Here is a 22,721-nt window from a genome sequence, read left to right on the forward strand (position 1 = left end):
CGATCGCGGGGCGACGGGCTCTTCGAGCGGTGGGAGACGGTTGCGGCAGGCGTCAGCCGGCGGTTGAGCCGACTGCTCCGATCCAGTCGCGTACCGCCGCGGCCGTCGTGCGCGCGTCTTCCTCGAGCATGCTCAGATGGCTGCCGGGGACGTCCGCCGTGTCATGGGCGCCCGGCCAGACAGATCGCCACCGCTCCGGCATGTCCGGCAACGGCCGCGTGGCCCGCACGAACAGGATGGGCACGCCCGTCGGCCGGGGCCGCCAGCCCCGGAACATCCGGGTGTACGCGCCCAGCGACAGCAGCGCCAGGTCGTCCACCACGCCGTCGAACCGCTCGCCCATGGCCAGAGGCATCCGCGCGGGCAGGGCCAGCAGCCAGGGTTCGGCTTCCCGGTCCGGCGTGATGTGGTAGGTGTCCACCAGAACGAGCCCGGCCGGCGGAGCGCCGTCGGCTGCCAGCCGTTCGGTGACCGCGTGCGCCACCGTACCGCCCATGGAGTGGCCCACGACGACGTACGGGCGGCCGCCGAGGTGACGCCGCACCGTGGCCGCGTGCAGCCCGGCCAGTGTCTCCAGATCCCTGGCCACGGCGTCCCCGTCGTCGACACCGGGGTGCCGCAGCTCGAACACGTCCCGCTCACCGTCGAAGCAGGCGGCGAGCCCCGCGTGCCAGGGCCGCCCCAGGTTCGGGGCGAAGCCCGGGACGCAGACGAGCGCCGGACCGCCCGCGCCGGTCGCCGGGCGCAGCGGCAGCAGCTCGTGCCGGCCGGCGTCGTCGGCGCCGAAGGAGGGCGCACCGAGGGAGGCGGTCACCAGCAGGTGCATGGCCGAGACCACATCGCCCGTCTCGCAGACCTTCCGGTAGAGGGTCGGCAGGGACTGACCGGCGCGGGGCCCCCGCGCCGCGCGCCGGGCGGACGGGAGGAACGGGCGCGGAGCCTGTGAGGTGGCCGGCATCGCCACAGCCGGTGCCGGAGGCGCAACGAGCGGCGAGGAGGCGGGGCCCCCGATGGGCTGTGCCGCTGCGGGCACGTCCCTGTCCAGCCCGTCCGGCGCCCCTTCGGGGAGGGCATCGCTCAACTCCCCGTACACATGGGCGGCGAGCTCCTCCACGCTCGGCCTGTCGTACACGACGGTGGCCGCCAGCGGCAGCCCGGCCAGCAGGCTCACCCGGTTGCGCAGCAGCACACTCATCAGCGAGTCGAGGCCCAGTTCGAGAAAGCCGCGGTCGACGGCGCTCGCGTCCGTGTGACCGAGCACCACGGCGGTCTCGGCGCGGATCAGCTCCTGAAGTGTCGTCACCCGCTCGGAGACGGGCAGACCAGCCAGCCGGTCACGCCAGACGCCCTCGGTTCCGCCCCGGGCGTCGTCGCCCGCCGGATCGGACGACGCCGTGGGCCGGCCCGGACGCAGCAGTCCGCGCAGCGGCGGTGGTACGGGAGTTCCGGCGGCGAGCGCTCCGGGCGTACGGTCCAGCGGCAGCGGCGCCAGAACCGGCTCGGCGCCGGCCAGCGCGGCGTCGAAGAACGCCAGGGCCTGTTCGGGGGAGACCGGGCGTATCGCGCCGCCGTGGACCCGGCCGGTGCGGGCCGCCATGCCGTCCGCGTCGGCCCACGGTCCCCAGAGCAGCGACAGGGCGGGCAGGCCGAGCGCGGCGCGGTGCGCGGCGAGCGCGTCCAGGAAGGAGTTCGCCGCGGCGTAGTTGGCCTGGCCCGGGTTGCCCAGCAGACCGGCTGCCGAGGAGAACAGGACGAAGTGCGTGAGGGGCAGGTCCTTCGTCAGCTCGTGGAGGTGCCAGGCCGCGTCGGCCTTCGGCCTCAGGACGGCGGCCAGTCGTTCGGGCGTCAGCGCCTCCAGCACGCCGTCGTCCAGGACTCCGGCCGTGTGCACCACGGCGGTGAGGGCGGACCCGAACTCCGCGATCAGCTCCTTCAGTCGGGTGCGATCGGCGGTGTCGCAGGCCACCAGGTCCACCTGTGCGCCCGTCCGCTCCAGTTCGGCCCGCAGCGCCGGCGCACCGGGCGCCCCCGGTCCACGCCTGCTGGCGAGCAGCAGACGCCGCACCCCGTGCCGGCCGACCAGGTGCCGGGCCAGCAGTGCGCCCAGGGACCCGGTGCCGCCGGTGATCAGGACGGCGCCCCGGCCGAACGACGCCCCGGCTGCGGGCGGGTCGGCGGCCGTCAGCCGCGGGACGCCGAAACGGCCCTTCCGGACGGACAGTTGCGGTTCGCCCGTGGCCACGGCAGCGGGCACGAGCCGCAGTGACTCGGGCCTGCCGTCCACGTCCACGAGGGTGAGGCGCCCGGGATACTCCGCCTGCGCGGTCCGCAGCAGTCCCCAGACCGTGGCCGCGGGCAGGTCCGGTGCCTCGTCGGCGGCACCCCGCGTCACCACCACCAGCCGTCCGGAGCCGGCGAGTCGCGTCCGTGCCAGTTCCAGGGCCCGCAGCGCGAGCGCCTGCGCAGCGGCGGCGGGGTCGTCGCCGTCGGGGGCGGCGGTGGCCAGGGAGGCCACGACGACTTCCGGTACGTCTGCCGCCCGGGCCGCCACGCCGGCTTCCGGTACGTCCTCGGCGCGGGACGCCGCCCCCGTGTCCGCCACACTCTCCGCTGAGAGCACCCCTGAGAGCACCCCGGCCAGGCCCAGGTCGTCGGGGTCCGTCACCGACAGGCGGGTTGCTTGCGCCGGGACCGGCAGACCCGTCCAGCGCAGCCGGTACAGATCTCCGACCGGTGCGACACCCTGGTGCGGGACCGGGCGAGTGGTCAGCGATTCCAGATGGGCGACCGGCGCACCGGAGGGTGTGGCGAGGTCCACGCCGACCGTGTCGGGACCGGCCGTCCTGATCCGTACGCGCAACTCCGTGGCCCCGCCGGCGTACAGCGCCATCCCCCGCCAGGCGAACGGCATCCGGACCTGGCCGGCGGGCGGGTCGATGAGCAGCGCGGCGTGCAGGGCGGCGTCGAGCAGCGCCGGATGGATGGCGTGGCGCCGGGCCTGCGCCCCCGGCACCGGGCCGACCTCGGCGAACAGTTCCTCGCCGCGCCGCCAGAGGGCCTTGACGGCCCGGAACGCCGGCCCGTACGCATGGCCGACGGCGGCCAGCCGCTCGTAGGCGCCGGTGAGATCGACGGCCGTGGCGTCCGGCGGCGGCCACGATTCCGGTGGCGGCCATGCGGCCGGCGCGGCCGCCGCTTGGTCCCGGGTCTCGGCGGCGGGGCCGAGCCGCCCGGTCGCGTGGTGGGTCCAGGCGCCGAGTGCGCCGGAGTCCTCGGGCCGGCTGTACACGTCAGCGGTACGGCGGCCGGTGCCGTCCGGTTCTCCCACGACCACCTGGACCTGGATCCGGTCCCGGTCGGCGGCGGGCAGCGGCAGCGGGGCCAGGAGGGCGAGGTCCTCCAGTACGTCGAGACCGCACGCGTCGCCTGCTTGCAGCACCATGTCCGCGAACGCGGCGCCGGGCACGAGAGTGTGCCCGGCGACGACATGGTCACGCAGCCACGGCTGGGCCGCACCGGACAGCAGCCCACCGCACAGCAGGCGGTCCGTGCCCGGCACGGTGGTCGACTGGGTGAGCACCGGGTGGCCGTGAGCGGCGCCGGCGTTCGTGGTGGTGCCGGGCAGCCAGTAGCGCTGCCGCTGGAAGGGGTAGGTCGGCAGGGCGACGTGGCGGGCGCCGCTGTCCGCGTACACCCGCCGCCAGTCCACCGGCAGGCCGTGCACATGGAGCCGGCCCAGCGCGGCGAACAGCGTTCGCGGCTCGGGCTCGGTGGTGGCGGCGCGGCGGACGATGGCCGTGCACAGGAGGCCGTCGCCGGAGTCGGCGAGGTTCGTCATGGTCTGGGCCGTGAGCCGGGTATCCGGACCGATCTCGGCGAAGGCCGTCACCCGGCCCTCGTCCGCCAGCCACCGCACGGTGTCCCCGAAGCGCACGGATTCCCGGGCGTGCCGTACCCAGTACCGGGCGCAGAGCAGCTCATCGGTGGTCGCCGGTCGGCCGGTCAGGCCCGAGAGCACCGGTATGCGAGGCGTGTGGTAGGTCAACTCGCCCGCGACACGGCCGAATTCGGCGAGCATGGGCTCCATCAGCGCGGAATGGAAGGCGTGGCTGACCCGAAGTCGGGTGGTGCGGCGCCCGCACGCGGCGAACTCCTGCGCGAGCGCGAGGACGGGCTCTTCCGCGCCGGAGACGACGACCGCGCGCGGGCCGTTCACGGCCGCGATCTCCACCCCGTCGGTGAGCCTGCGTGCCACCTCTGCCTCGGTGGCGTCCAGCGCCACCATTGCGCCGCCCCCGGGCAGCTCCCGCATCAACCGTCCACGGGCGGCGACCAGGTGCACGGCGTCCTGCTCGGACAGGATGCCCGCGGCGTGAGCCGCGGCCAGTTCGCCGACGGAGTGCCCGGCCAGGAAGTCCGGCCGCACGCCCCAGGACTCCAGCAGCCGGAACACGGCCACTTCGAAGACGAACAGCGCGGCCTGGGCGAAGTCCGTACGATCCAGCAAGCGGCCCTCGTCGGCTTCCCAGAGCACCGGGCGCAGCGGGCGGTCCAGATGGGCGTCGAAGCGCTCGCACAGGGCGTCGAAGGCGCCGGCGAAGACCGGAAAGGCGACGTACAACTCGCGGCCCATACCCGTGTGCTGGGCGCCCTGGCCGGTGAACAGCAGGGCGAGTCGGCCGACGGCGCCCGCGTGCGGCTCGGCTGACTCGGCCAGGGCGTCCAGGGCGCTCAGCAGGCTCGCGCGGTCGTCGGCGGCGAGCGCGGACCGGTGGGGGAGCGCGGCCCGGGCGGTGGCGTGGGTGAACGCCACGTCGAGCGGGTCGAGTCCGGGTCGTTCGCGCAGGGCGGCGGCGGTCCGTTCGGCCTGAGCCCGCAAGGCGGCCGGGCTCGCGCCGGAAAGCAGCAGCGGAGGTGTGGCCGCCCGGTCATGGGGCTTCTGGACGGTGGCGCGCGTCGGCTCGGGCTCCTCCAGGATCACGTGCGCGTTGGTTCCGCCGATCCCGAACGCCGACACGGCGGCCCGGCGGGGACGCCCGGCCTCCGGCCGCCACTCCTCCTGTCGGGTCAGCAGCCGTACGCTGCCCGACGACCAGTCCACCCGGCGCGACGGCTCGTCCGCGTGCAGGGTGCGCGGGAGGATGCCGTGCCGCATCGCGAGGACCGTCTTGATGACGCCGCCGACTCCGGCCGCGGCCTGCGTGTGACCGAGGTTGGATTTCAACGAGCCCAGCCACAGGGGGCGTTGGGCGGGCCGGCCCGGACCGTATGCGGTCAGCAGCGCCTGTGCCTCGATCGGGTCCCCGAGCGCGGTGCCGGTGCCGTGCGCCTCGACGGCGTCGACATCCGCCGGGGACAGGCCCGCGTCGGCGAGTGCCGCCCGGATCACCCGTTGCTGTGCGGGCCCGTTGGGCGCGGTCAGACCGTTGGAGGCGCCGTCGGAGTTTACAGCCGAACCGCGCAGCACGGCCAGCACGGGATGCCCGTTGCGCCGTGCGTCGGACAGCCGCTCCAGCAGTACCAGGCCGACCCCCTCGCCCCAGGCGGTGCCGTCCGCTGCCGCGGAGAACGGCTTGCACCGGCCGTCCGGGGCCAGTCCGCGCAACCTGCTGAACGCCAGGAAGGGCGCGGGCGTGGCCATCACGGTCACCCCGCCGGCGACGGCCAGCGAACACTCGCCGTCGCGCAGGGCCCGCGCGGCCGAGTGGATCGCCACCAGGGAGGACGAGCACGCCGTGTCCACGGTCACGGCCGGCCCGCGCAGGCCGAGGGTGTACGCGATCCGGCCGGAGGCCACGCTGCCCGCCGATCCGAGGGCGAGATGGGCCTCCAGCTCGTGCCCCGCCTGGTGCAGCAGACGCCCCGCGTAGTCGCTGTGCATGACACCGACGAACACACCGGTGTCGCTGTCGCGCAGCCCCGACGGGTCGAGGCCCGCCCGCTCCAGGAGCTCCCAGCCGGTCTCCAGCAGCAACCGCTGTTGAGGATCGGTGGCCAGTGCCTCACGGGGCGACATGCCGAAGAACGCGGCGTCGAATTCGGCGGCCCGGTGCAGGAAGCCGCCCCGTCGAGTGACGGAGGTGCCGAGGCGATCGGGATCGGGGTCGTACAGCCCGGCCACGTCCCAGCCGCGGTCCGCGGGGAAGTCGGACGTCGCGTCGATGCCGTCCGCGAGCAACCACCACAGGTCCTCCGGGGACTCCACACCGCCCGGATATCTGCAGGCCATGGACACGACGGCGATCGGCTCCCCGGGCTCCGTGCCCGTTTCGCCGTCGGACGCGCCGGTCGCCCCGGCGCGGTGTTCGCCGCGCAGCGCGTCGTGCACGAGTCGTGCCACGGCGACGGGTGTGGGGTGGTCGAACACGAGCGTCGCGGGCAGATCGAGACCGGCCGCGGTGCCCAGCCGGTCGCGCAGCAGCACACCGCCGAGCGAGGCGAGCCCGAGCGCGGTGAACGGCCGGTCGGGGTCCAGCTGCTGCGCGGGCACGTCGGCCGTCCGCGCCGTGTGCTCCAGCACCAGGTCGAGGACGGCGTCGGGCACCGCCGACAGCCGCGCGCGGAGTTCGGCCGAGGCGGTCTGCCGCTCCGCCGCGAGCCGCTGCGCCAGTTGCTCGGCGAGCGCCGCCCGGACGACCTTGCCGGAGGGGGTGCGGGGTACGGACTCGGTCTCGTAGACCTCGTCCGGCACCTTGAAACCGGACAGCCGCGCCCGGCAGACCTCGAGCGCCCGCGCCAGGTCTATGCCATCGGGTCCCGGGACGACGAAGGCGACCGGTACCTCGCCCAGGACGTCGTGCGGTCTGCCGACCACGGCAGCGTCGGTGATGTCCGGGCAGAGGAGCAACGCCTGCTCCACCTCGGACGGGTTGACGTTCTGACCGCCCCGGATGATCAGCTCCTTGACCCGGCCGGTGACGCGGAGAGAGCCGTGCGGCAGGCGACGGCCGAGGTCTCCGGTGCGGTACCAGCCGTCGGTGAACACCTCGGCCGTGGCGTCGGGACGGTTGTGGTAGCCGGTCATCAGGCTGGGACCGCGGACCCAGATCTCCCCCTCGTCCCCGTCGGCGAGCTCGGCACCGGTGCGCGGGTCGGCCAGCCGGACGGTGAGCCCCTCCAGCGGAGGACCGCTGGAGTCGTCGTCGCGGGGCCCGTCGAGGCGGTTGACGGCGATCTTGCCGCAGGTCTCGGTCGAGCCGTAGCCGTCGAGCAGCGGGGCCGCGAGTACGCCCCCGACCTCGGCCTTCAGCTCCGGAGGGCAGGGTGCGCCCGCCGTGACGCACAACCGCAGCGAGGAGGGCACGGCAGCCGGTGTCCGCCGCAGCGAGTCCAGCAGCAGACGGTAGGTGGCGGGGACCCCGGCCACCATGGTGAACGGCTCGGTGGTGAGCGCCTCGGCGACGTTCCCGCCCCGCTCCAGCAGATAGGCGCTGGCACCGACCGACACCACCCCGAGCAGGCACAGCGAGTGGGCGTAGCAGTGGAACATCGGCAGGGGCCACAGCAGCCGGTCATGTTCCGCCAGCCCGTATGCCGGCACGTAGGCCGCCGCCACCGACCAGAGCGCGGAGCGCTGTGTGGAGACGACGCCCTTGCTCTCCCCGGTGGTGCCCGAGGTGTACAGGATCCAGGCGGGGTCGTCGAGGCCGAGGTCGTCGCGGGGCGGACGGCCCGGATCGGTGCCGACCAGGTCCTCGAACCCGAGCGCATCGTGCGGCACGTCCCCCTGGCCGACGACGACCACGCGCGTCCCGGGCCGGGCGGATGCCAGCGGGTTGACCCGCGGCAGCAGTTCCTCCTCGGTGAGGACGACGGTCGCGCCGCTGTCGTCAAGGAAGTACGCCAACTCCTCATCGGAAGCGCCGGTGTTGAGTATCACGCCTACCGCCGCGGCCCGCAGGACGCCGAGACATGCCTCCACCAGTTCCACGCGATTGCCGAGGGCGAGGGCGACGCGTTCCCCGCGCCGTACCCCGAGCCGTGCGAGATGCCCGGCCAGCCGGCCCGTGCGTTCTTCCAGCTCCCGGTAGGTGACGGATCGACGGGCATCGCGGTAGGCGGTCTTGCCTCCCAGCCGGGCCGAGTGTCCCCGCAACGTTCCGGGCAGCGCACGCACCAACTCGCCCTGGAACTCAGGCATCCCCACCCCTTTGACTGCGTTGGTCACGGCACACAGTACGTCGGTCGACCGCACGCACAACGGGGCGCGCCCTGGGCGTACCGCGTGCTCGGCCAGGCAGGTCCACGGATGCGCTGTCCGGTGCGGCAGGGTGCTGTCCGACACTTCGCTCTCGGACGGCCGAGAGCACCGCGAAGAGCGCTGCCCGTGTCGATGACCGCCGTCTCCTGGTCTGCCGGTTCCCGCGCACGCGCTTCCCGTCCTCGTCCGCGCGTACGCGAAGGCCGTGGAATTCATCGCGGGTTCGTTGTGCCGCGGGGAGGGCGTGGACGATGTGCGCGATGCGCCGCTTGGCCCCCTGCTCGCGGGTGAGGATCTCCCCTACCGGGAGCGTCTACAACTGCGATTCCTTCGGCAAGCATTCTCGCGACCACGAGGCCCGCCAGGTCGTCGTCACAGATGACCTCGGCCATCGGCGGATCACCCTTCAGGATCGGCAAGTAGCCTGCGTCGGTCCGGAGAAGCAGCCACTGATCGCGTTCAGTGGTCCACATCTGTTCGTACTCGGACAGGTCCCGGTCGCTCATGAACACCCCCTGGGCAGCAGGCTAGGGGCTGTCCGGCGGGTCGGGTGACTTCTCCACGAACGAGGAAAGGGGCCGGCTGGGCCGCGTCCACCCAGATGCGGCCACGAGGTTCGACAAGCGCGCACTTCCCCCGCGCGAACAGCGATGACCTCGCCGGATGATGCAGCAGGCGGTGTCGGCAGGCTCGGCCGGCCCGCGTGAGCCGGCCTTCCTGCGCGACCGCACGCTGGTCGACGAGGGCCGTAGGCAGGTCTACGGCACTCAGATCGCCGGCGTGAAGGGCGGGGCGCCGGTTCCGTGGCCCTGCGAAGAGCCCGAGCGCAGCGCGAACACCATGCCGATGTCGCCGGCCTGCTGCACCGAATCCTGCTCCGTGCTCACCGTGAAGCCGTGCGTGCGGAGGATCTCGCAGACCGTGCCGTGGTTCTGCTGCCAGCGCTCCACCTCGACGACGGCCTGGCGGACCAGCGGCCAATGCCGTTCCTCGATGCCTTTGAGCACATCGAGTTCGGCGCCTTCCACATCGATCTTGAGCAGGTCGATGTGGTCGATGCCCTGCTCGTCGAGCGCTGATGACAGGGGCCTGACCTTCACCCGGTGCGTCTCGAGCCGCCGCATCACCCGCAGCTTGCGGCTGACGAGAAGAGTGAGGAGGGGAGCGGGTACGCGGCGCAGGACCGGTCCCAGGCCGCCCTGGCGGATCATCTCGACGACGCTCGCGGTGACCCGCCGCCGCTCAGCCTCGATGTTCCCCTGATCCCGCGAGGAGGAGGAGAAGATCGTGGCGGCCGGAACATAGCTGAAATCGAGCTCGTCCTCACGGGACGCCAGGCCGTAGGGGAGCGCGGTCAGACGTCCGTCGAAGAACTCGCGGGCATTGCGGTCGAGCGTCGCGTGGAGTGGCGGCACCGGCTCGAACGCGTAGATCCGCACGTTCCCGTCCAGCCGCTCATAGACGGCCGCCGAGAACACACCGATGTTGGCGCCCACGTCGAGTACCGTCGCGCCCGGCCTGCACTCGATGCCGTGGGCGAAATAGCCGCCCACCTCCTCGCGCAGGAAGGACGCCTCCCAACGGTTGATGCAGTGCAGTTCCATTGCCTTCATGGCCATGACGAGGTGATGTATCAGGGTTGAGGCCAACAATCCAGCCCGCACGTCCCGCTTCGGCCGCACCCCATCCGATCTCTGCTTTCAGCAGGCCGGAGGCCGGTCTCTCATCCGTGAGAGGGCGGCCTTCCATGGGTCCGGGGCTGCCGCAGCCGGGCCGCGAGCTCACCCGGCAGGACGTCCCGGTTTGCCGGGGTGAGCTGGATGACCTCGATGTCGGTGCGCCGCTTGAGGGCGTCGGTGAACGGATCGCGGTGCGTGTGGACCGTGGCGACGACGTCGACCTCTGCGACGAACAGCGCGTCGACCGCGTGCCGGAACGCCGTGCACGCCAGTTCCATCCGCCCCAGCTCGTCGATGAGCACCAGCCTCCCTGTTGCCTCGTCGGTCGCTGTCGGCCGAAGCGACGGCAGCGCCAGTCGTTCCATCACGTCCGCATCGACGCCGTACTTCCCCACCCGTGGCGGACCGGGCAGGTCGACATGGGCGAGTACTTCTCGTCGGCCCGCCAGGGTCTCCAGGGCGAATCCGACGCGGGCGCCGCATCGCCGGATCTCCTCCGTGGTGAAGCCGCCGGCCGTGTGGGTGGGCAGCAGCGCCGCGAGCCGACGCAGGGCGGTCGTCTTGCCCGCGCCAGGACGGCCCTCGATCAGGATCCTCGTCGGCACACCGCCATCTTCCCCCTCGCTTTCGGAGGCGGCCCGGGTGGGCTCGGCCGAGCGGGCGTTTTGGGGTGCGGACCGGTGCCGGAGCCGCCGTTGCGGGTAGAGCGGCGCGCATGAGCGGAATTGAACTCAGCAGCACCGCGTTCGACGACCAGACGGTGATCCCCCGTCGGTACAGCGGGGAGGGCGAGAACATCTCACCGCCCTTGACCTGGTCGGGGGTCCCCGACGAGGCCACCGAGTTGGTACTCCTGTGTGAGGACCCGGACGCGCCGGGGGCGACCTTCCTGCACTGGCTGGTGACCGGCATCGATCCGGGGACCACCGGGGCGGCGGAGGGCCAGAAACCCCAGGGAGGTCTGCCCTGGCCGAACGGCTTCGGCCGCGTGGGCTGGGGAGGGCCGATGCCTCCGCCGGGGCACGGGCCGCACCGCTACTTCTTCCGCGTGTACGCCCTGTCCGAGCCGCTGCCGCTGCACGGCCACCCGAGCGCCGAGGACGTGCACCGTGCCCTGAGGGGCAGGGAGCTGGCCTCCGGCACCCTGGTCGGGACCTACCAGCGCTGAGCGCGTCACCGCTGGTCGTAGCCATGGGCGCCGTACAGCCGGACGAACCGGGCCGCGGTGACCGTCCTGCGGTGCACCAGGCCGCGGGCCCGCCGCTCGTACAGCTCGACGCGCTCCCGGCCGCCCTGCCCGATCGGCTGGACGAGCCGGCCACCGGCGCGGAGCTGATCCACGAGCGGCTCGGGCACTCGCGGGAAGGCCGCGCAGACGATGACGGCGTCGTACGGGGCACGGGCCGGCATCCCCAGGGTCCCGTCGCCGAGTACGACCTCGGCATTGCCGACGCCCTGCCCGGCCAGCCGCAGGCGGGCCTCGTCGACCAGGTCGGGCCAGCGCTCGACGCTGACGACGTACGCGGCCAGGCGGGCCAGCAGCGCGGTCTGCCAGCCGTATCCGGTCCCGACCTCAAGGACCTGTTCGTCTCCGGTGAGGCCGAGAGCGGAGACCATCATGGCGATCAGCGAGGGCTGGGTGGTCACCTGCCCGTGGGGGAGCGGAACGGGCGTGTCCCGGTACGCGGATGCCGCCTCGTCCGCGGGGACGAATTCCGCTCGGGGGACGCTGCGTACGGCCTCCAGGAGACGGGCGTCGGTCACGCCCACGGTCTGGGCCGCGCGAACCAGGTCTTCAGGGGTTCCTTCACGGGCCATCGGACCGCCGGTGAGCGGGGGCTGGTTCCGGCCAGGCGCAGCCGAGGCCGTCGAAGCCCTTGGTCTGGTCGAGGCCGAGCGGCGTCAGCGTCGTACGACGGACCGTCGTCTGTTCCAGGGAGCACCACAGCGGGTCGGCCACCGCCGGCAGGCCCACCGCCCAGCTCTCGGGCGGCGTGATCGAAACGTCCGTCTCCTCCGCGCCGCTCCCGCTCCTGTCCATGTGCCCCGTCCGCCCCTCGTACGCCGCGCTGCCGCTCCAGCCCAGTGTCGGCATGTTCCGCGCGCGGCGCGATCCCGGGCGGTCGGACGCCACGGGCGACCTGTGATCCGGGAGGCACAGTGCGTCGGCGTCAGGACGGGGTCCCCGGGTCGGTGTACCTCAGCAGGGCGCCCACGCCTTCGTCCAGTCTCAGCTCGCTCTCCGGTACGACGACCAGCTCGGCACCGGTGCCTACGAGGGCCCGGACGAGGGCCTCGGCGGCGCGTTCCTCGCGCGGGGCCCGCACGCCGAAGGACACCAGCTCCGCCTCGGTCACGGCGAGCTGGGTGGGCTGGGAGCCCACCCAGAGCCGCAGCGAAGACCCTGGCGGTCGGTTCAGCAGCAGCGCCGCGACCTGGCCGCGCTGGAGGGCGGCGACGGTGGCGGCCAGCCCGTCCGTGACGGGTCCGTCCAGGGCACGCCGGCCGATGAAGATGTCCACGAGTTCCCGGTCGTGCGCGGCCATGTGGTCGCGGAAGACGCCGTCGAGCTGCGGCTCCAGCAGGGCGCGTCCGGTGTCGGTGGGGGTCCGGCCGCCCACGCGTACGGCCTTGTCCCGCAGGGTGTGCGGCAGGCGGCGGATCAGTACGTTGCACGCCCACTCGTCCCCGCCCACGACGACGGCGTCGGCATGGGCGCGCCGCGCCCGTTCGTCCAGCTGGTGACCGAGCCGGAGGGAGGCGCGGTGCCAGGTCGCCACCGCGACCCTGCGGTGCAGCCGCTCACCCGGGGTGACGGTGGACGCGGGCCAGGTGCCGGTCTCCGCCTCCACAGTCACCCAGCCGTGGGTCTCGGCGGTCGGAAGGCCGCCGTAGTGGACGACCACGGCCATGTAGGGGATCTCCGGAACGTGCTGGGTGACCAGGGGCATCGCGTCCGGCAGGGTGCTGTAGCGCGCGGAGTCCTGCTTGGGGGGCCTGGGCAGCTCCCCGTCCATGACGAGCGTGCCGTGGGCGGCGAAGATGGCCTGACCGTGCGGCCCCGGCACGTCTGTGTCGGCGCCGACCACCTCCTCCAGTACGTTCAGAAGCGCCCGGTCCGAGCCCTGACGGGACAGACTCTCGCGCAGCCGGTGCCAGCGCAGCGCGATCGCCCGATCGGGATGCTCCACGTTTCGGGAGGTGTCCAGGTACACGGAGGCGAACGGGCCCGGCTCCGCGTAGAGGGGTTCAAGGAACGACAGCCTCATCGCCACTCCTCGTCGACGGTGTCCCCTCCTTCGATGATGCGCGCCCTGGGGGGCGATGGACTCTACGAGTGCGGGCGGTGCAGGACGCGGGGCGCGCAGCCACCCGGCCCACGAGGGCCGGGAGAGCGTGAACGAGGCCACGTTCCTTCTCCGGCAGGCCGCCTGGAAGCACCGCTCCAGGATCCGGTAGACCAACTTCCAGAGCCTCCAACTCCCTTCATTTCGAGTCGAGTTGGATCACCGGGGGCTCGGTGCGCGACAGCGCGCCACCCGACGTACGGAAGAGGCATGAGGTGATTACCGTCGGTAATTACATCCAGGCCGCCGAGGTAGTGGCCGTGCAGGAAGCAGGCCCGACACCGCCTGGCGCCTGCCAGGACGGCGTCGCCGTCCGGCCGGTCGTGGACCGTGGGGGCCGACTTGACCGTGGGGGCCGACTTCAACAACGAGCCGGGACGCCTCGCCCTTCCGCCCGGCGCCCACGTCCACAACACCGGACTGCCCACCCAGGACAACGGCCGTCAGCTGAACTGAGTGGTGGCGTCCGCCGGCATCCCCAACCACCGGGTGGAGCGGCTCGCCGGCTCCACCGCGGACCACTACGCCGTGGCCGTCGGCGGCATCTGAACTCCCGCAAGACGACGGCCAGTCAGCTCGCACCGCACCCAGCCCACGCCCCGCCAGGGGAAGCCGTCCAGAAGCCACGTCCGTCAGTCCGCCACGCGCCGCCGTATCGCCGCACCGGTCCGCCACAGATCCCCCACATGTGCCAAGGGGCGAACAAATGCTCAATAACGTACCGTGTGATGGACGCAGCAAGCCGGGCTCGCCGTGACGGAGGCGCCTGCGCAGCACGCGGCAGTCCCGGGTCGTCCAGGCCGGGAGAAGAAGCATGTCCATACGCGTCCGGCAGCAGCCCATGAGGCGCCGCTGCAGAGCCCTGCGTACCGGGGTCCCGCTGGTCACTCTGGCACTCGCCGTCACAGGCTGCGGCGCATCGGTCGGGGCAACAGCCGACTCCTCCAGATCCCTCGCCGCCAGCCATGGCGCACGAGATCCGGGTGCCGCCAGCGCATCGCCGAGCCGTGGCAGCACCGAAGCCGCCCCGGCCGCCGCGAGTACCGCCCCGTCGGCGCCCGCCGCCACCTGCACCGACCGCTACATGTCCGGCATGACCACTGCTCAACTGGCCGGACAGCTCCTCATGGGCGGAATCGCCGCCGCTCACCCCGACCCGGCCCAGCTGGGCACTCTGCGCGCCAACCATGTCGGATCCGTCATGCTGACCGGCCGCAGCACCGCCGGTACGTCGGCGACCAGAGGAATCGTCGACGGTTTCCGAGGCCAAGCGGACCGGGTCGCCGGCCGGCAGGTCGGTCTCCTGGTCGCGACCGACCAGGAGGGCGGCCGGGTGCAGGTGCTCAACGGACCCGGCTTCTCGGCCATCCCCAGCGGGCTGACCCAGGGCAGCTGGCCTACCGCGACGCTGCGTACCCAGGCCGCCGGATGGGCCCAGCAGCTCAAGGCGGCCGGGGTCAATCTGAACCTGGCACCGGTCGCCGACGTGGTCCCGGCCGCTCTTGGTGCCCGCAACATCCCCATCGGTTCCTTCCAGCGGGAGTACGGCCATACCGCGGACACCGTGACCTCCCACACCAGCGCCTTCGCCGCCGGCTTCGCACAGGCGGGCGTGATGACCACGCTCAAGCACTTTCCCGGGCTGGGCCAGGTGATCGGCAACACCGACACCACCGCCGACGTCGTCGACTCGGTGACGACCGCGGGCAGTTCCAGCCTCACGCCGTTCCGGGCCGGAATCAGGGCCGGGTCACCCTTCGTGATGATCTCGTCGGCCACCTACGCCAAGATCGACCCCAAGCACCTGGCGGCCTTCTCACCGACGGTCATCGATCACTTGCTGCGCGGCCAACTCGGCTTCAAGGGCGTGGTCATCTCGGACGATCTCGGGAACGCGGTCGCGGTACGGTCCTTCAGTCCTGCCCAGCGGGCCGTGAACTTCATCGCGGCGGGCGGGGACATGATCCTCACGGTGCGGCCGAGCACCGTACCCGCGATGGCACAGGCCATCCAGACCCGGATGCGGCAGGACGCTTCGTTCCGGGCCAAGGTCAACGGCAGCGTGCGCCGGATACTCGACGCCAAGCGCAGCGCGGGGCTGCTCGACTGCCGCTGAGGCCTCCAGGTGATGCGCTCTTGTACGAGTTCGAAATTTCACCTTCCGCGCAGGGCGGTTGCGTGTTCCATGCTAAAATTGAGGTAGTTGCAGTTGTAGTTCCCGAAAACTTCAAGTGTCTGGGCGGTCGTGTTTCGCCGGGCATTTCTGTATCTCCGGTGCTTGTCCGGACGGGGCTCATTGTGGCGACGCAGGGGTTCACACGGCGTGGGTCCCCGCCCCCAAGGAGATGTGACATGGCTACTGGCACCGTCAAGTGGTTCAACGCGGAAAAGGGCTTCGGCTTCATCGAGCAGGACGGCGGAGGCCCGGACGTCTTCGCCCACTACTCGAACATCGCCGGCCAGGGCTTCCGTGAGCTCCAGGAAGGTCAGAGGGTGAACTTCGACGTCACGCAGGGCCAGAAGGGCCCGCAGGCGGAGAACATCACTCCCGCCTGACGCCGAAGCGTATGAGATGGCAGAGGTCCCGCCTTTCGGCGGGGCCTCTGCTTATTGCCTTTGTATTCCGTTCATATTCTTTTGGGTTCCCGGACACAGGCCGTGGCGCTGCACGGCGGCAAGTCGCAGCCCTAGCGCGCCCGCAGCCGGCCCGGGCGTCACCCCGACCAGGCCGCGAGGCAGAGCGCGCGGTCCAGCTCCTCCGTGTAACGGGCCGCCGCCAGCCAGGCGTGGGTGAAGCGAACGGGGTCCGCCGGCAGCAGGCGGCCGAACACGTCGCGGGAGCGCTCCGCCGCCGCCGCGTGCAGCTCCTCCAGCAGACCGCCCGCCGTCGCCAGCCCGGACCGGCTCAGCCGCCGGGCGTCGGCGGTCGTCTCGCCGGGGAAGGACAGCACGCGCCGGCCGCCCGAGACCGCCTGCTGGACGCGGCGGCGCAGCAGATGGACCGGCGCCTCCTTGGGACTCGGCGCCGCACGCACCGGGGAGGCGGGTGCCGTGGGCAGGTCCGCGCGCTGGAGCCGGTCCAGGCCCACGTCGACCCGGGTGCCGGACCGCGCCGGATGCTCGGTCGCGAGGAGCTGGGCGCGGGGATGCGGGGCGGGGGTGAGCCGGGCGACGACCCGGAGCCCGGTTCCCCGGGCGGCGGACAGCAGACGCAGGTTGTCCCGGTGCGGAAGCGCGGGATCGTCATGTGCGGCCGTCAGCCGCAGGACGGCGCCGTCGCATCCGGCGAGCAGACAGTCGCCCGCCGCCTCCGCCACCGTGCCGAGCAGAGTGACCTCCAGGAACAGCAGACCGTGGTCGCCGTTCAGCGCACGCGTGAGCTGCTCGGCCACGGGGACTCTCCAGAGCCGGTCCAGCGGTTCCTCGCGCCAGCCGGCACCGGACGCCCCGACCGCCCGCACTCCGGCGCCCGCTCCGAGCCGCCCGGTGGGGGAGACGGTGGCCCCCGACACCGCGAGGCCCGCACGGGACAGCTCCCGGTGGGTCAGGGCCGTGTCGCCGAGCCGGACCGCCCGGTCGGCCGCGCCCACCGCGCGCCCGGCACCGCCCGGAGCGACATCGGACACCTGGTACAGCCGGCCCTCGGCGTCGGCGGTCCAGGTGACGGCACCCGCGTAGCCGCTCGCGGTGAGCACGGGTTCGCAGAACACGCCGTACAGCCGCAGCGAGCCGTCCGGGTGGTAGGGCTGCCGTGCGGTGCCGCGCAGTGCGGCCAGTTCGGCGCCGGTGGCGTGCGGGACGCGGTGGGCCACGGACAGGACGTCACGCAGGCCGGCGACCAGGTCCGCCAGGCGGTAGGCCGGGTCGGCGGCGCGGGCCGCGCGCAGGGCCGTGACCACGGAGACGGCGGAGGCGGCGGCCCGGTGCAGGCCCGCGAGCCGCGCCGTGTGGGCGGCCCGCAACAGCTCCGCCTGGAGCACCGCTCCCGCACCGTCCGCACCCGCTTCCAGCACGGCGGCCGCGGCGGTGCGCAGCGCGAGCGCGGCGGTGCGCTGCTCGGCGCCGGCCGCCTCCGGCTCCGCCTCCTCCGGCGCGGCGCCCGCCGGTGCCTCCGAACTGATCGACTGCTTCTCGGCAGGGGCGTCCTCGGCGACCGGGGCAGCCGAGGCGGCCGCGGCGCGGTGCAGGCAGTCCGGGGCCAGCAGACAGCCGCAGCGGATGGCGTCCGCGCTGCTCACCGTGCCGTCCGGGGCGTGCAGCTCCAGATCGGTGTCGTCGTCGACGGCGATGCGCACGGTGTCGCCGTCGCGGACGACCGGCCGGTCCGCGAGCTTGGCGATGCCTCCGTCGAGCCGCTTGCGCAGCCGGGGCGTCAGGGCCGCGACGAGTTCGGCGGTCACACCCGGGGCGACCGGGGGAAGGAGCGGGCTCATGCGATCTTCTCCCCTACCCAGCGGGCGAGTTCGAGCGGGCTGAGAGCGGCCACCGGCATGCCCGCGGACACCAACTGTCCCGCCACACCGGTCGAATACCGGGGCCGGCCCGTGTCGTCGAGGCTCGCGCAGCCCAGCACCTGACAGCCGGCATCCACCAGGGCGCGGACCTCGGCGAGCAGTCCGCCCACCGGATAGCCCTCCTCGAAGTCGCTGACGACCACGACGAGCGTGCGCGAGGGCACGGTGACCAGGGTGCGTGCGTGCCGCAGTCCCGCGGCGACATGGGTGCCGCCGCCGATCCTGACCTCCAGCAGGAGGGACAGCGGGTCCTCGACATGGCCGGTCAGGTCGATCACCTCGGTGGAGAAGGCCAGGAAGTGCGTGGACAGGGTGGGCACCCCGGCCAGCACCGAGGCCGTGAGCGCCGCCCAGATCGTGGACGCCTCCATGGATCCCGACACATCGGTGACCAGGATCAGGCGCCAGTCGGCCGACGGCCGGGCCCGGCTGCGGAACACCGGCCGTTCGGGTACGACCCGGACCGTGCCGTCCGGCATCCGGCGGGCCGTGGCCAGGTTCGCCCGGAGCGTGCGGGCCAGGTCGAGGCCACCGCCGGGGCGCCGGCCGGGGCGCGGCAGGGTGGTGCCGTGCAGCGCGGGGCGCAGCCGGGTCGCCAACTGCCGGGTCAGGGCGTCCACCAGGCGCCGGACCAGCGGACGCAGTGCGGCCAGCCGGGCCTCCGGCAGACCGCCGGCGTGCCGCAGCACCGAGCGCAACAGGTCGACGGAGGGCCGTACGGCGGCCGGGTCCAGCTCGGCGAGGACATCCTGGCGGCCGGCCGCGGCAGCCGCGGCCAGCACCTCCTCGCGGATGCCCGGCCCGAACAGCGCGGCCAGTTCCTCGGACCACTCCCGCACACCGGGATACGGCGCCGTACGTCCGCCACCGGGCCCCGAGCCGCCCTGCCCCGGGAGGTCCCCTCGGCTGCCCTCACCGCGTCCGCTGCCGTACAACTCGTCCAGTGCGGTCGCCAACGGCCGGGCGGCGGGGGACAGTTCATCGCTTCTGCGGCCGAGCAGCAGGCGCCAGCGGTCGGCCGGGACGAGCTGCTGGCCGTCGCCCGTGTGGCCGCCCGGGCAGGCCGGCGTGGGGACTTCGGAGGCTGTGAGATCCCCGGCATGCGGCGTGGGGATCGCGCCGGCCGGCCGGGGCGGCGGAAGCAGACCCAGTCCGGCCAGCGTCTCGCGGGCCGTGAGATCGGCACGGGTCCACAGGGCCAGGGCCGCGGGATCGACGCTGCCGGTGTCGTCCGGACGCTCCCCGCCCAGGCGCTGCTCGACGGTGGCCAGCAGCCGGTCGCGGGCGGCCGGGCTGAGCGTGTCGAAACCGCCGCGCAGCGCCGGAAGCCGCTCCAGGAAGTCCCGGTCGGGCAGTTCCGCGATCCGGTTCAGCAGGGGTTCCAGCGCGGGTGCCGCCGACTCCAGCAGCGGCCCGGCCGTGCTCAGCAGCCCGGTCAGCCGCGCCGTGAGCGCCGACCGGGACCCGGCATCGCACGCGCCGTCCACCCAGGAGGCGACCCGGTCGCCGAACGCCCCGGCCTCCTCCTGCCCCAGCAGCACACGTACGGCTCCGGCCGCGCCCCGCATCAGCGGAGATCCGCCGGCCGCCAGCCGGGCGAGCGCGTCGGTGAGCCGTATCCCGCCCAGCGCGTCGGCCCGGTGGGCGAGTTCGAGCAGGGCGTGCGCGTCGGCCGGGTCCTCGGAGCCGGTGAGCCCGTCGACCTGACGCACCGCGGCGGCGGTCAGCAGGTCCGCGACGGCCGACGCCCGCGCCGTACGGTCGTCGTCACCGCCGAGCCCGGCGATGTGTCCCGCCCGCAGCCGGTCCGACAGGGCGAGCCCCGCGAGGAGTTCGGGCAGTGTGCCGGAACCCGGCAGCACCTCGGCGGCGTCGGCCAGCCGCTCGTCCGCGAGCCCGGGCAGGCCGCACTCCGCCGCCTGTTCCAGCCCGCGCAGGGTCTGCGCCGCTGTCGGTCCGCCCTCCTCGCGCTCCCTGCGCCGGCCCTCGCGCAGCACTCCCTCGGCGGCCTGTGCCGACGTGACTCCACGCACACCGGCCGCGGTCAGCATGGCCGCGGTGGCCGGAGTCCAGCGCACCTCCCAGCGCGAGGTGAGCGCGTCGGCACCGCCCGTGCCGAGAACGGCCTGGGGTTCGCCGTACGGCACGCCGCACACGGCGAGGCGCCGCAGCAGCAGTTCACGGCGGCGGTCCCGTTCCGAGCGGAGCGGGTCAAGGCGCAGGTCACGGGCGGCTGCCCGGCCCGAGTCCGCCGGGCCGGGCAGCCCCAGCTCGGCGAGCTCCGCCTCCACCGCCGGAGCCAGGCCGCTGCGCGGTGCGTCCGGGGCCGGGCGGCCGGTGCGCGTGCCCACGAGCACCCTCTCCATCGCCCGGGCCACGGCCCGTCCGCGCCCGTACGGCTCCCCCTGGGCGAGTACCGTCTGCACGGCCTCGACCAGTTCGCCCCGGCCCGCCGCGGGCAGCCCTCGCAGCCGAGCGAGATCACCGGCCAGTCGGACGATCTCCCGGGCGTCGGCGGGCCCGGACGGATGCCCGAGCGCCCGCAACTCCGCGCACACACGCACCGCGGCCCGCGTCAACGCGTCCTCCAGTGCGGCGGGGTCCCCGGCCGCCTCCAGCACCAGATGCTGCCACTCCGGGTCACGGATGCCGGCCGGGTAGCCGGAGCGTTCGTCGAGCAGGGCGTAGCCGTAGGGGATCAGAGAGGTCGTCCACGTCGAGTCGGCGGGCTGCGCCTTCCGGTCGGCGGGGGACCGTGCCGGCGGAGGGGCGTCGCCGTCGGCCGGTGCCAGGAACGCCGGGCCGTGGAAGGCGCCGACGAGCACGGCGGCACGCTCGCCGTGCGCCGTCGCCGCGGCGAGGCACGCCCGCATCCACCGCTCCCGCCGCAGGTCCAGCTCCGGCACCCCGCCCGAGGCCACCGCCTCCTCGCGTAGCGCCCATCCCGTCAGCAGGGCGGCGCGGCGCAGTGCCTCCGGCGGGGAACCGGGAGCGGCGGCCTCGACCAGCCGGTCCCACAGATCGTCTCCGGGGCGGCCGGTGAGGCGGTTGCGCAGCACCGAGGTGAGCCCGGTCGCGACAGAAGCACCGCCGTGCCCGCCGGCCCTCACTTCCGGGGGACCGTCCGCCCCGCGCCGCTCGGCCGTTCGTGGCGCCGGGACATCGTCCGCCCCGCCCTCCCCGCCCGCCTCCGGCTCCAGGGTCCGGGACCGTGCCGGAACCCGGGCCTGCACCTGGATCTCGGGCTCACCCGGCTCTGCCGTCCCTGCCTGCCGGTACGCCAGCGGCAGGTCGCACGCGATCACCGGTACCCCGTGGCGCGCGGCCCACCGCACGGCCGTCAGTTCCGGTGAGAAGTCGGCGAAGGGATAGAACGCCGGTCCCCCGGCGCCGTCCCCCGGCGCGGCGGCGAGAGCGACGGGAGCCTCGGTCTCCTCGTGGGCGAGCCAGGGCAGCCAGTCCTGCAGGTCGGCGGGGAGCTCGACCAGCAGCACATCAGGCCGGGCCGCTTCCAGCAGCGCGGGCACGGCCGCGGCGAGGGAGGGCGCGTGGTGCCGTACCCCGATCAGGTACGGCATTCCCGGCGCGGTCAGGGCCGCCACGGCGGCCTCGGGACCGGCCGGCATCCCGGGATCCGCGCCGGGACCGGAGGGGGCCACGGCCGACGCGTCGAGCGGGGGGACTGAGGAGGCGGGGGAGACGGAGGACACGAGCGTCAGCCCTCCAGGACCGTGCGCTGTTCCCACAGCGTGCGCCAGGTGGCCGAACCCTGTTCGGCGCGGCGCCGGACCGGGCCGTCCCAGTAGCCGCGCAGCCGCGCCGCGTCCGCCGGGTCGTCCTTGCGTACGACGCCGAGGACATGGCCGGGCAGCAGCCCGAGGACGTCCCGGTCCCCCGGGAAGTACGCCGCGGCCAGCCCCAGCGCGCCCGCCACGGACACCGCCTCGGCCGTGCTCATCACCGTGGACGGCCGCTCCACCTCCCAGCCCTCCGCCGACCGGCCTTCCCGCAGATCGCGGAAGACGGTGACCAGGGCCTCCAGGACGGCGTCGTCCACCTGGAAGGGCGCGCCCGCCCGTTCCACCGACGCCCGGGCCTGGCCGCGCACCAGTGCCGTCTCGGCGTCGAGGTCCGCAATGGGACCGACCGTCTCGAAGTTGAAACGACGCTTGAGCGCCGCCGACATCTCGGAGACGCCCTTGTCCCGCAGGTTGGCGGTGGCGATCAGGTTGAACCCCGGCGCCGCGTGCGCCAACGCGTCCTCGCTCCCCGCCAGTTCGGGCACGGCGATCCGCCGCTCGGAGAGCAACGACACCAGGGAGTCCTGCACCTCGGGCAGACAGCGGGTGACCTCCTCGACCCGGGCGATCGCCCCCCGGGCCATCGCGGTGAGCACAGGCGACGGAACGAGCGCCTGCCGGCTGGGCCCCTGCGCGAGCAACAGGGCGTAGTTCCAGCCGTACTTGAGCTGGTCCTCGGTCGTCCCCGCCGTCCCCTGCACGACCAGGCCGCTGGTCCCGCACACGGCGGCCGACAGCAGCTCCGACAGCATGGACTTGGCGGTACCGGGCTCGCCGACGAGCAGCAGGCCCCGTTCCCCGGCGAGCGTCACCACACACCGCTCGACCAGCGCGCGGTCCCCGACGAACTTGCCGGTGATCTCCAGCCGGCGCGGCACCCCCTGCGGCGCCTCCGCGTCGTCGGGCAGCCGCAGCGCCCGGCCGCCGCTGCCCATGACGAACGTGACGACGGCCCGGGGCGTCAGCCGCCAGGCGGGCGGGCGTGGACCGGAGTCGTGGGCGGCGAGGAAGGCCAGCTCGATGGCGTACCGGTCCTCGGGCGGGACGATCTGACGGGTCGCGTCGGGCGCGAGGGCGGTGGTCATCGGCGGGGATCCTTCGACGTGGTACGGAGGGAGGGCGGGACGAGCGTGCGGCCGGAGGCCGAAGGGGAGGGGTGGGCGGACACCGGCACCGTGGAC

Annotated in this window: 12 protein-coding genes and 1 pseudogene; 4 read left to right on the forward strand and 9 right to left on the reverse strand. The window is 73.8% G+C overall.

What is annotated here, in order from left to right:
* Positions 1 to 52 precede the first annotated feature (52 nt).
* Positions 53 to 8,140 carry a type I polyketide synthase gene (locus IO33_RS0104330; protein WP_031160384.1) on the reverse strand — a complete coding sequence of 2,696 codons (8,088 nt, stop codon included), beginning with the start codon at positions 8,138 to 8,140 and terminating at the stop codon, positions 53 to 55.
* A 720-nt stretch (positions 8,141 to 8,860) separates the two neighbouring features.
* Here IO33_RS0104330 and IO33_RS54010 point away from each other — a divergent pair.
* Positions 8,861 to 9,028 (forward strand): annotated as a pseudogene (locus tag IO33_RS54010) (DUF6624 domain-containing protein); the annotation flags it as partial.
* On the opposite strand, the gene IO33_RS0104335 reads toward IO33_RS54010, so the two are convergent.
* Both IO33_RS0104335 and IO33_RS0104340 read right to left on the reverse strand, forming a co-directional pair.
* A complete protein-coding gene (locus IO33_RS0104335) occupies positions 8,968 to 9,819 on the reverse strand; it encodes an FkbM family methyltransferase (protein ID WP_051926389.1) in 852 nt (283 codons plus the stop codon). The pseudogene IO33_RS54010 and the gene IO33_RS0104335 sit on opposite strands and share 61 nt — an antisense overlap.
* 104 nt (positions 9,820 to 9,923) lie before the next feature.
* Positions 9,924 to 10,484, reverse strand: a complete 561-nt coding sequence (locus IO33_RS0104340) for a nucleoside-triphosphatase (protein ID WP_031160388.1) — start codon at positions 10,482 to 10,484, stop codon at positions 9,924 to 9,926.
* Positions 10,485 to 10,594: 110 nt separating this feature from the next.
* On the opposite strand from IO33_RS0104340, the gene IO33_RS0104345 reads away from it, so the two are divergent.
* Entirely contained in the window at positions 10,595 to 11,047 is a 453-nt protein-coding gene (locus IO33_RS0104345; protein ID WP_031160390.1) for a YbhB/YbcL family Raf kinase inhibitor-like protein, read from the forward strand.
* Between the two features lie 5 nt (positions 11,048 to 11,052).
* Here the strand turns inward: IO33_RS0104345 and IO33_RS0104350 are convergent, their stop codons facing one another.
* The 3 genes from IO33_RS0104350 to IO33_RS0104360 all read right to left on the reverse strand — a co-directional run bounded on the left by IO33_RS0104350 (position 11,053) and on the right by IO33_RS0104360 (position 13,148).
* Positions 11,053 to 11,697: a protein-L-isoaspartate(D-aspartate) O-methyltransferase gene (locus IO33_RS0104350; protein ID WP_031160392.1), complete on the reverse strand. Its 645-nt coding sequence runs from the start codon at positions 11,695 to 11,697 to the stop codon at positions 11,053 to 11,055.
* Positions 11,687 to 11,974 carry a hypothetical protein gene (locus IO33_RS0104355; RefSeq protein WP_031160395.1) on the reverse strand — a complete coding sequence of 96 codons (288 nt, stop codon included), beginning with the start codon at positions 11,972 to 11,974 and terminating at the stop codon, positions 11,687 to 11,689. The genes IO33_RS0104350 and IO33_RS0104355 overlap by 11 nt, the downstream gene beginning before the upstream one ends.
* A gap of 76 nt (positions 11,975 to 12,050) precedes the next feature.
* Entirely contained in the window at positions 12,051 to 13,148 is a 1,098-nt protein-coding gene (locus tag IO33_RS0104360) for a baeRF2 domain-containing protein (RefSeq protein WP_031160398.1), read from the reverse strand.
* A gap of 1,171 nt (positions 13,149 to 14,319) precedes the next feature.
* Here IO33_RS0104360 and IO33_RS0104375 point away from each other — a divergent pair.
* Both IO33_RS0104375 and IO33_RS0104380 read left to right on the forward strand, forming a co-directional pair.
* Positions 14,320 to 15,342, forward strand: a complete 1,023-nt coding sequence (locus IO33_RS0104375; RefSeq protein ID WP_245235683.1) for a glycoside hydrolase family 3 N-terminal domain-containing protein — start codon at positions 14,320 to 14,322, stop codon at positions 15,340 to 15,342.
* Between the two features lie 236 nt (positions 15,343 to 15,578).
* Entirely contained in the window at positions 15,579 to 15,782 is a 204-nt protein-coding gene (locus IO33_RS0104380) for a cold-shock protein (protein WP_031160403.1), read from the forward strand.
* 158 nt (positions 15,783 to 15,940) lie between these two features.
* On the opposite strand, the gene IO33_RS0104385 is transcribed toward IO33_RS0104380, so the two are convergent.
* From IO33_RS0104385 to IO33_RS0104395, 3 genes are all read right to left on the reverse strand, one after another.
* Positions 15,941 to 17,659: an SWIM zinc finger family protein gene (locus IO33_RS0104385; RefSeq protein WP_031160405.1), complete on the reverse strand. Its 1,719-nt coding sequence runs from the start codon at positions 17,657 to 17,659 to the stop codon at positions 15,941 to 15,943.
* Positions 17,656 to 21,366: a DUF5682 family protein gene (locus IO33_RS0104390; protein WP_031160407.1), complete on the reverse strand. Its 3,711-nt coding sequence runs from the start codon at positions 21,364 to 21,366 to the stop codon at positions 17,656 to 17,658. Before IO33_RS0104390 ends, IO33_RS0104385 begins: the two co-directional genes overlap by 4 nt.
* A gap of 89 nt (positions 21,367 to 21,455) precedes the next feature.
* Complete coding sequence (locus tag IO33_RS0104395) at positions 21,456 to 22,625, reverse strand: ATP-binding protein (RefSeq protein ID WP_031160409.1); 1,170 nt, start codon at positions 22,623 to 22,625, stop codon at positions 21,456 to 21,458.
* Positions 22,626 to 22,721 lie beyond the last annotated feature (96 nt).

This window comes from Streptomyces durhamensis, from assembly GCF_000725475.1.
GTDB classification, from domain to species: Bacteria; Actinomycetota; Actinomycetes; order Streptomycetales; family Streptomycetaceae; genus Streptomyces; species Streptomyces filipinensis.

What these genes read in the sequence shown, in the direction of transcription:
- IO33_RS0104330 (WP_031160384.1), bottom strand. Translation starts at nt 8,140, where the DNA reads ATGCCTGAGTTCCAGGGCGAGTTGGTGCGTGCGCTGCCCGGAACGTTG.
- IO33_RS0104335 (WP_051926389.1), bottom strand. Translation starts at nt 9,819, where the DNA reads ATGGCCATGAAGGCAATGGAACTGCACTGCATCAACCGTTGGGAGGCG.
- IO33_RS0104345 (WP_031160390.1), top strand. Translation starts at nt 10,595, where the DNA reads ATGAGCGGAATTGAACTCAGCAGCACCGCGTTCGACGACCAGACGGTG.
- IO33_RS0104350 (WP_031160392.1), bottom strand. Translation starts at nt 11,697, where the DNA reads ATGGCCCGTGAAGGAACCCCTGAAGACCTGGTTCGCGCGGCCCAGACC.
- IO33_RS0104355 (WP_031160395.1), bottom strand. Translation starts at nt 11,974, where the DNA reads ATGCCGACACTGGGCTGGAGCGGCAGCGCGGCGTACGAGGGGCGGACG.
- IO33_RS0104360 (WP_031160398.1), bottom strand. Translation starts at nt 13,148, where the DNA reads ATGAGGCTGTCGTTCCTTGAACCCCTCTACGCGGAGCCGGGCCCGTTC.
- IO33_RS0104375 (WP_245235683.1), top strand. Translation starts at nt 14,320, where the DNA reads ATGACCACTGCTCAACTGGCCGGACAGCTCCTCATGGGCGGAATCGCC.
- IO33_RS0104380 (WP_031160403.1), top strand. Translation starts at nt 15,579, where the DNA reads ATGGCTACTGGCACCGTCAAGTGGTTCAACGCGGAAAAGGGCTTCGGC.
- IO33_RS0104385 (WP_031160405.1), bottom strand. Translation starts at nt 17,659, where the DNA reads ATGAGCCCGCTCCTTCCCCCGGTCGCCCCGGGTGTGACCGCCGAACTC.
- IO33_RS0104390 (WP_031160407.1), bottom strand. Translation starts at nt 21,366, where the DNA reads ATGCCGGCCGGTCCCGAGGCCGCCGTGGCGGCCCTGACCGCGCCGGGA.
- IO33_RS0104395 (WP_031160409.1), bottom strand. Translation starts at nt 22,625, where the DNA reads ATGACCACCGCCCTCGCGCCCGACGCGACCCGTCAGATCGTCCCGCCC.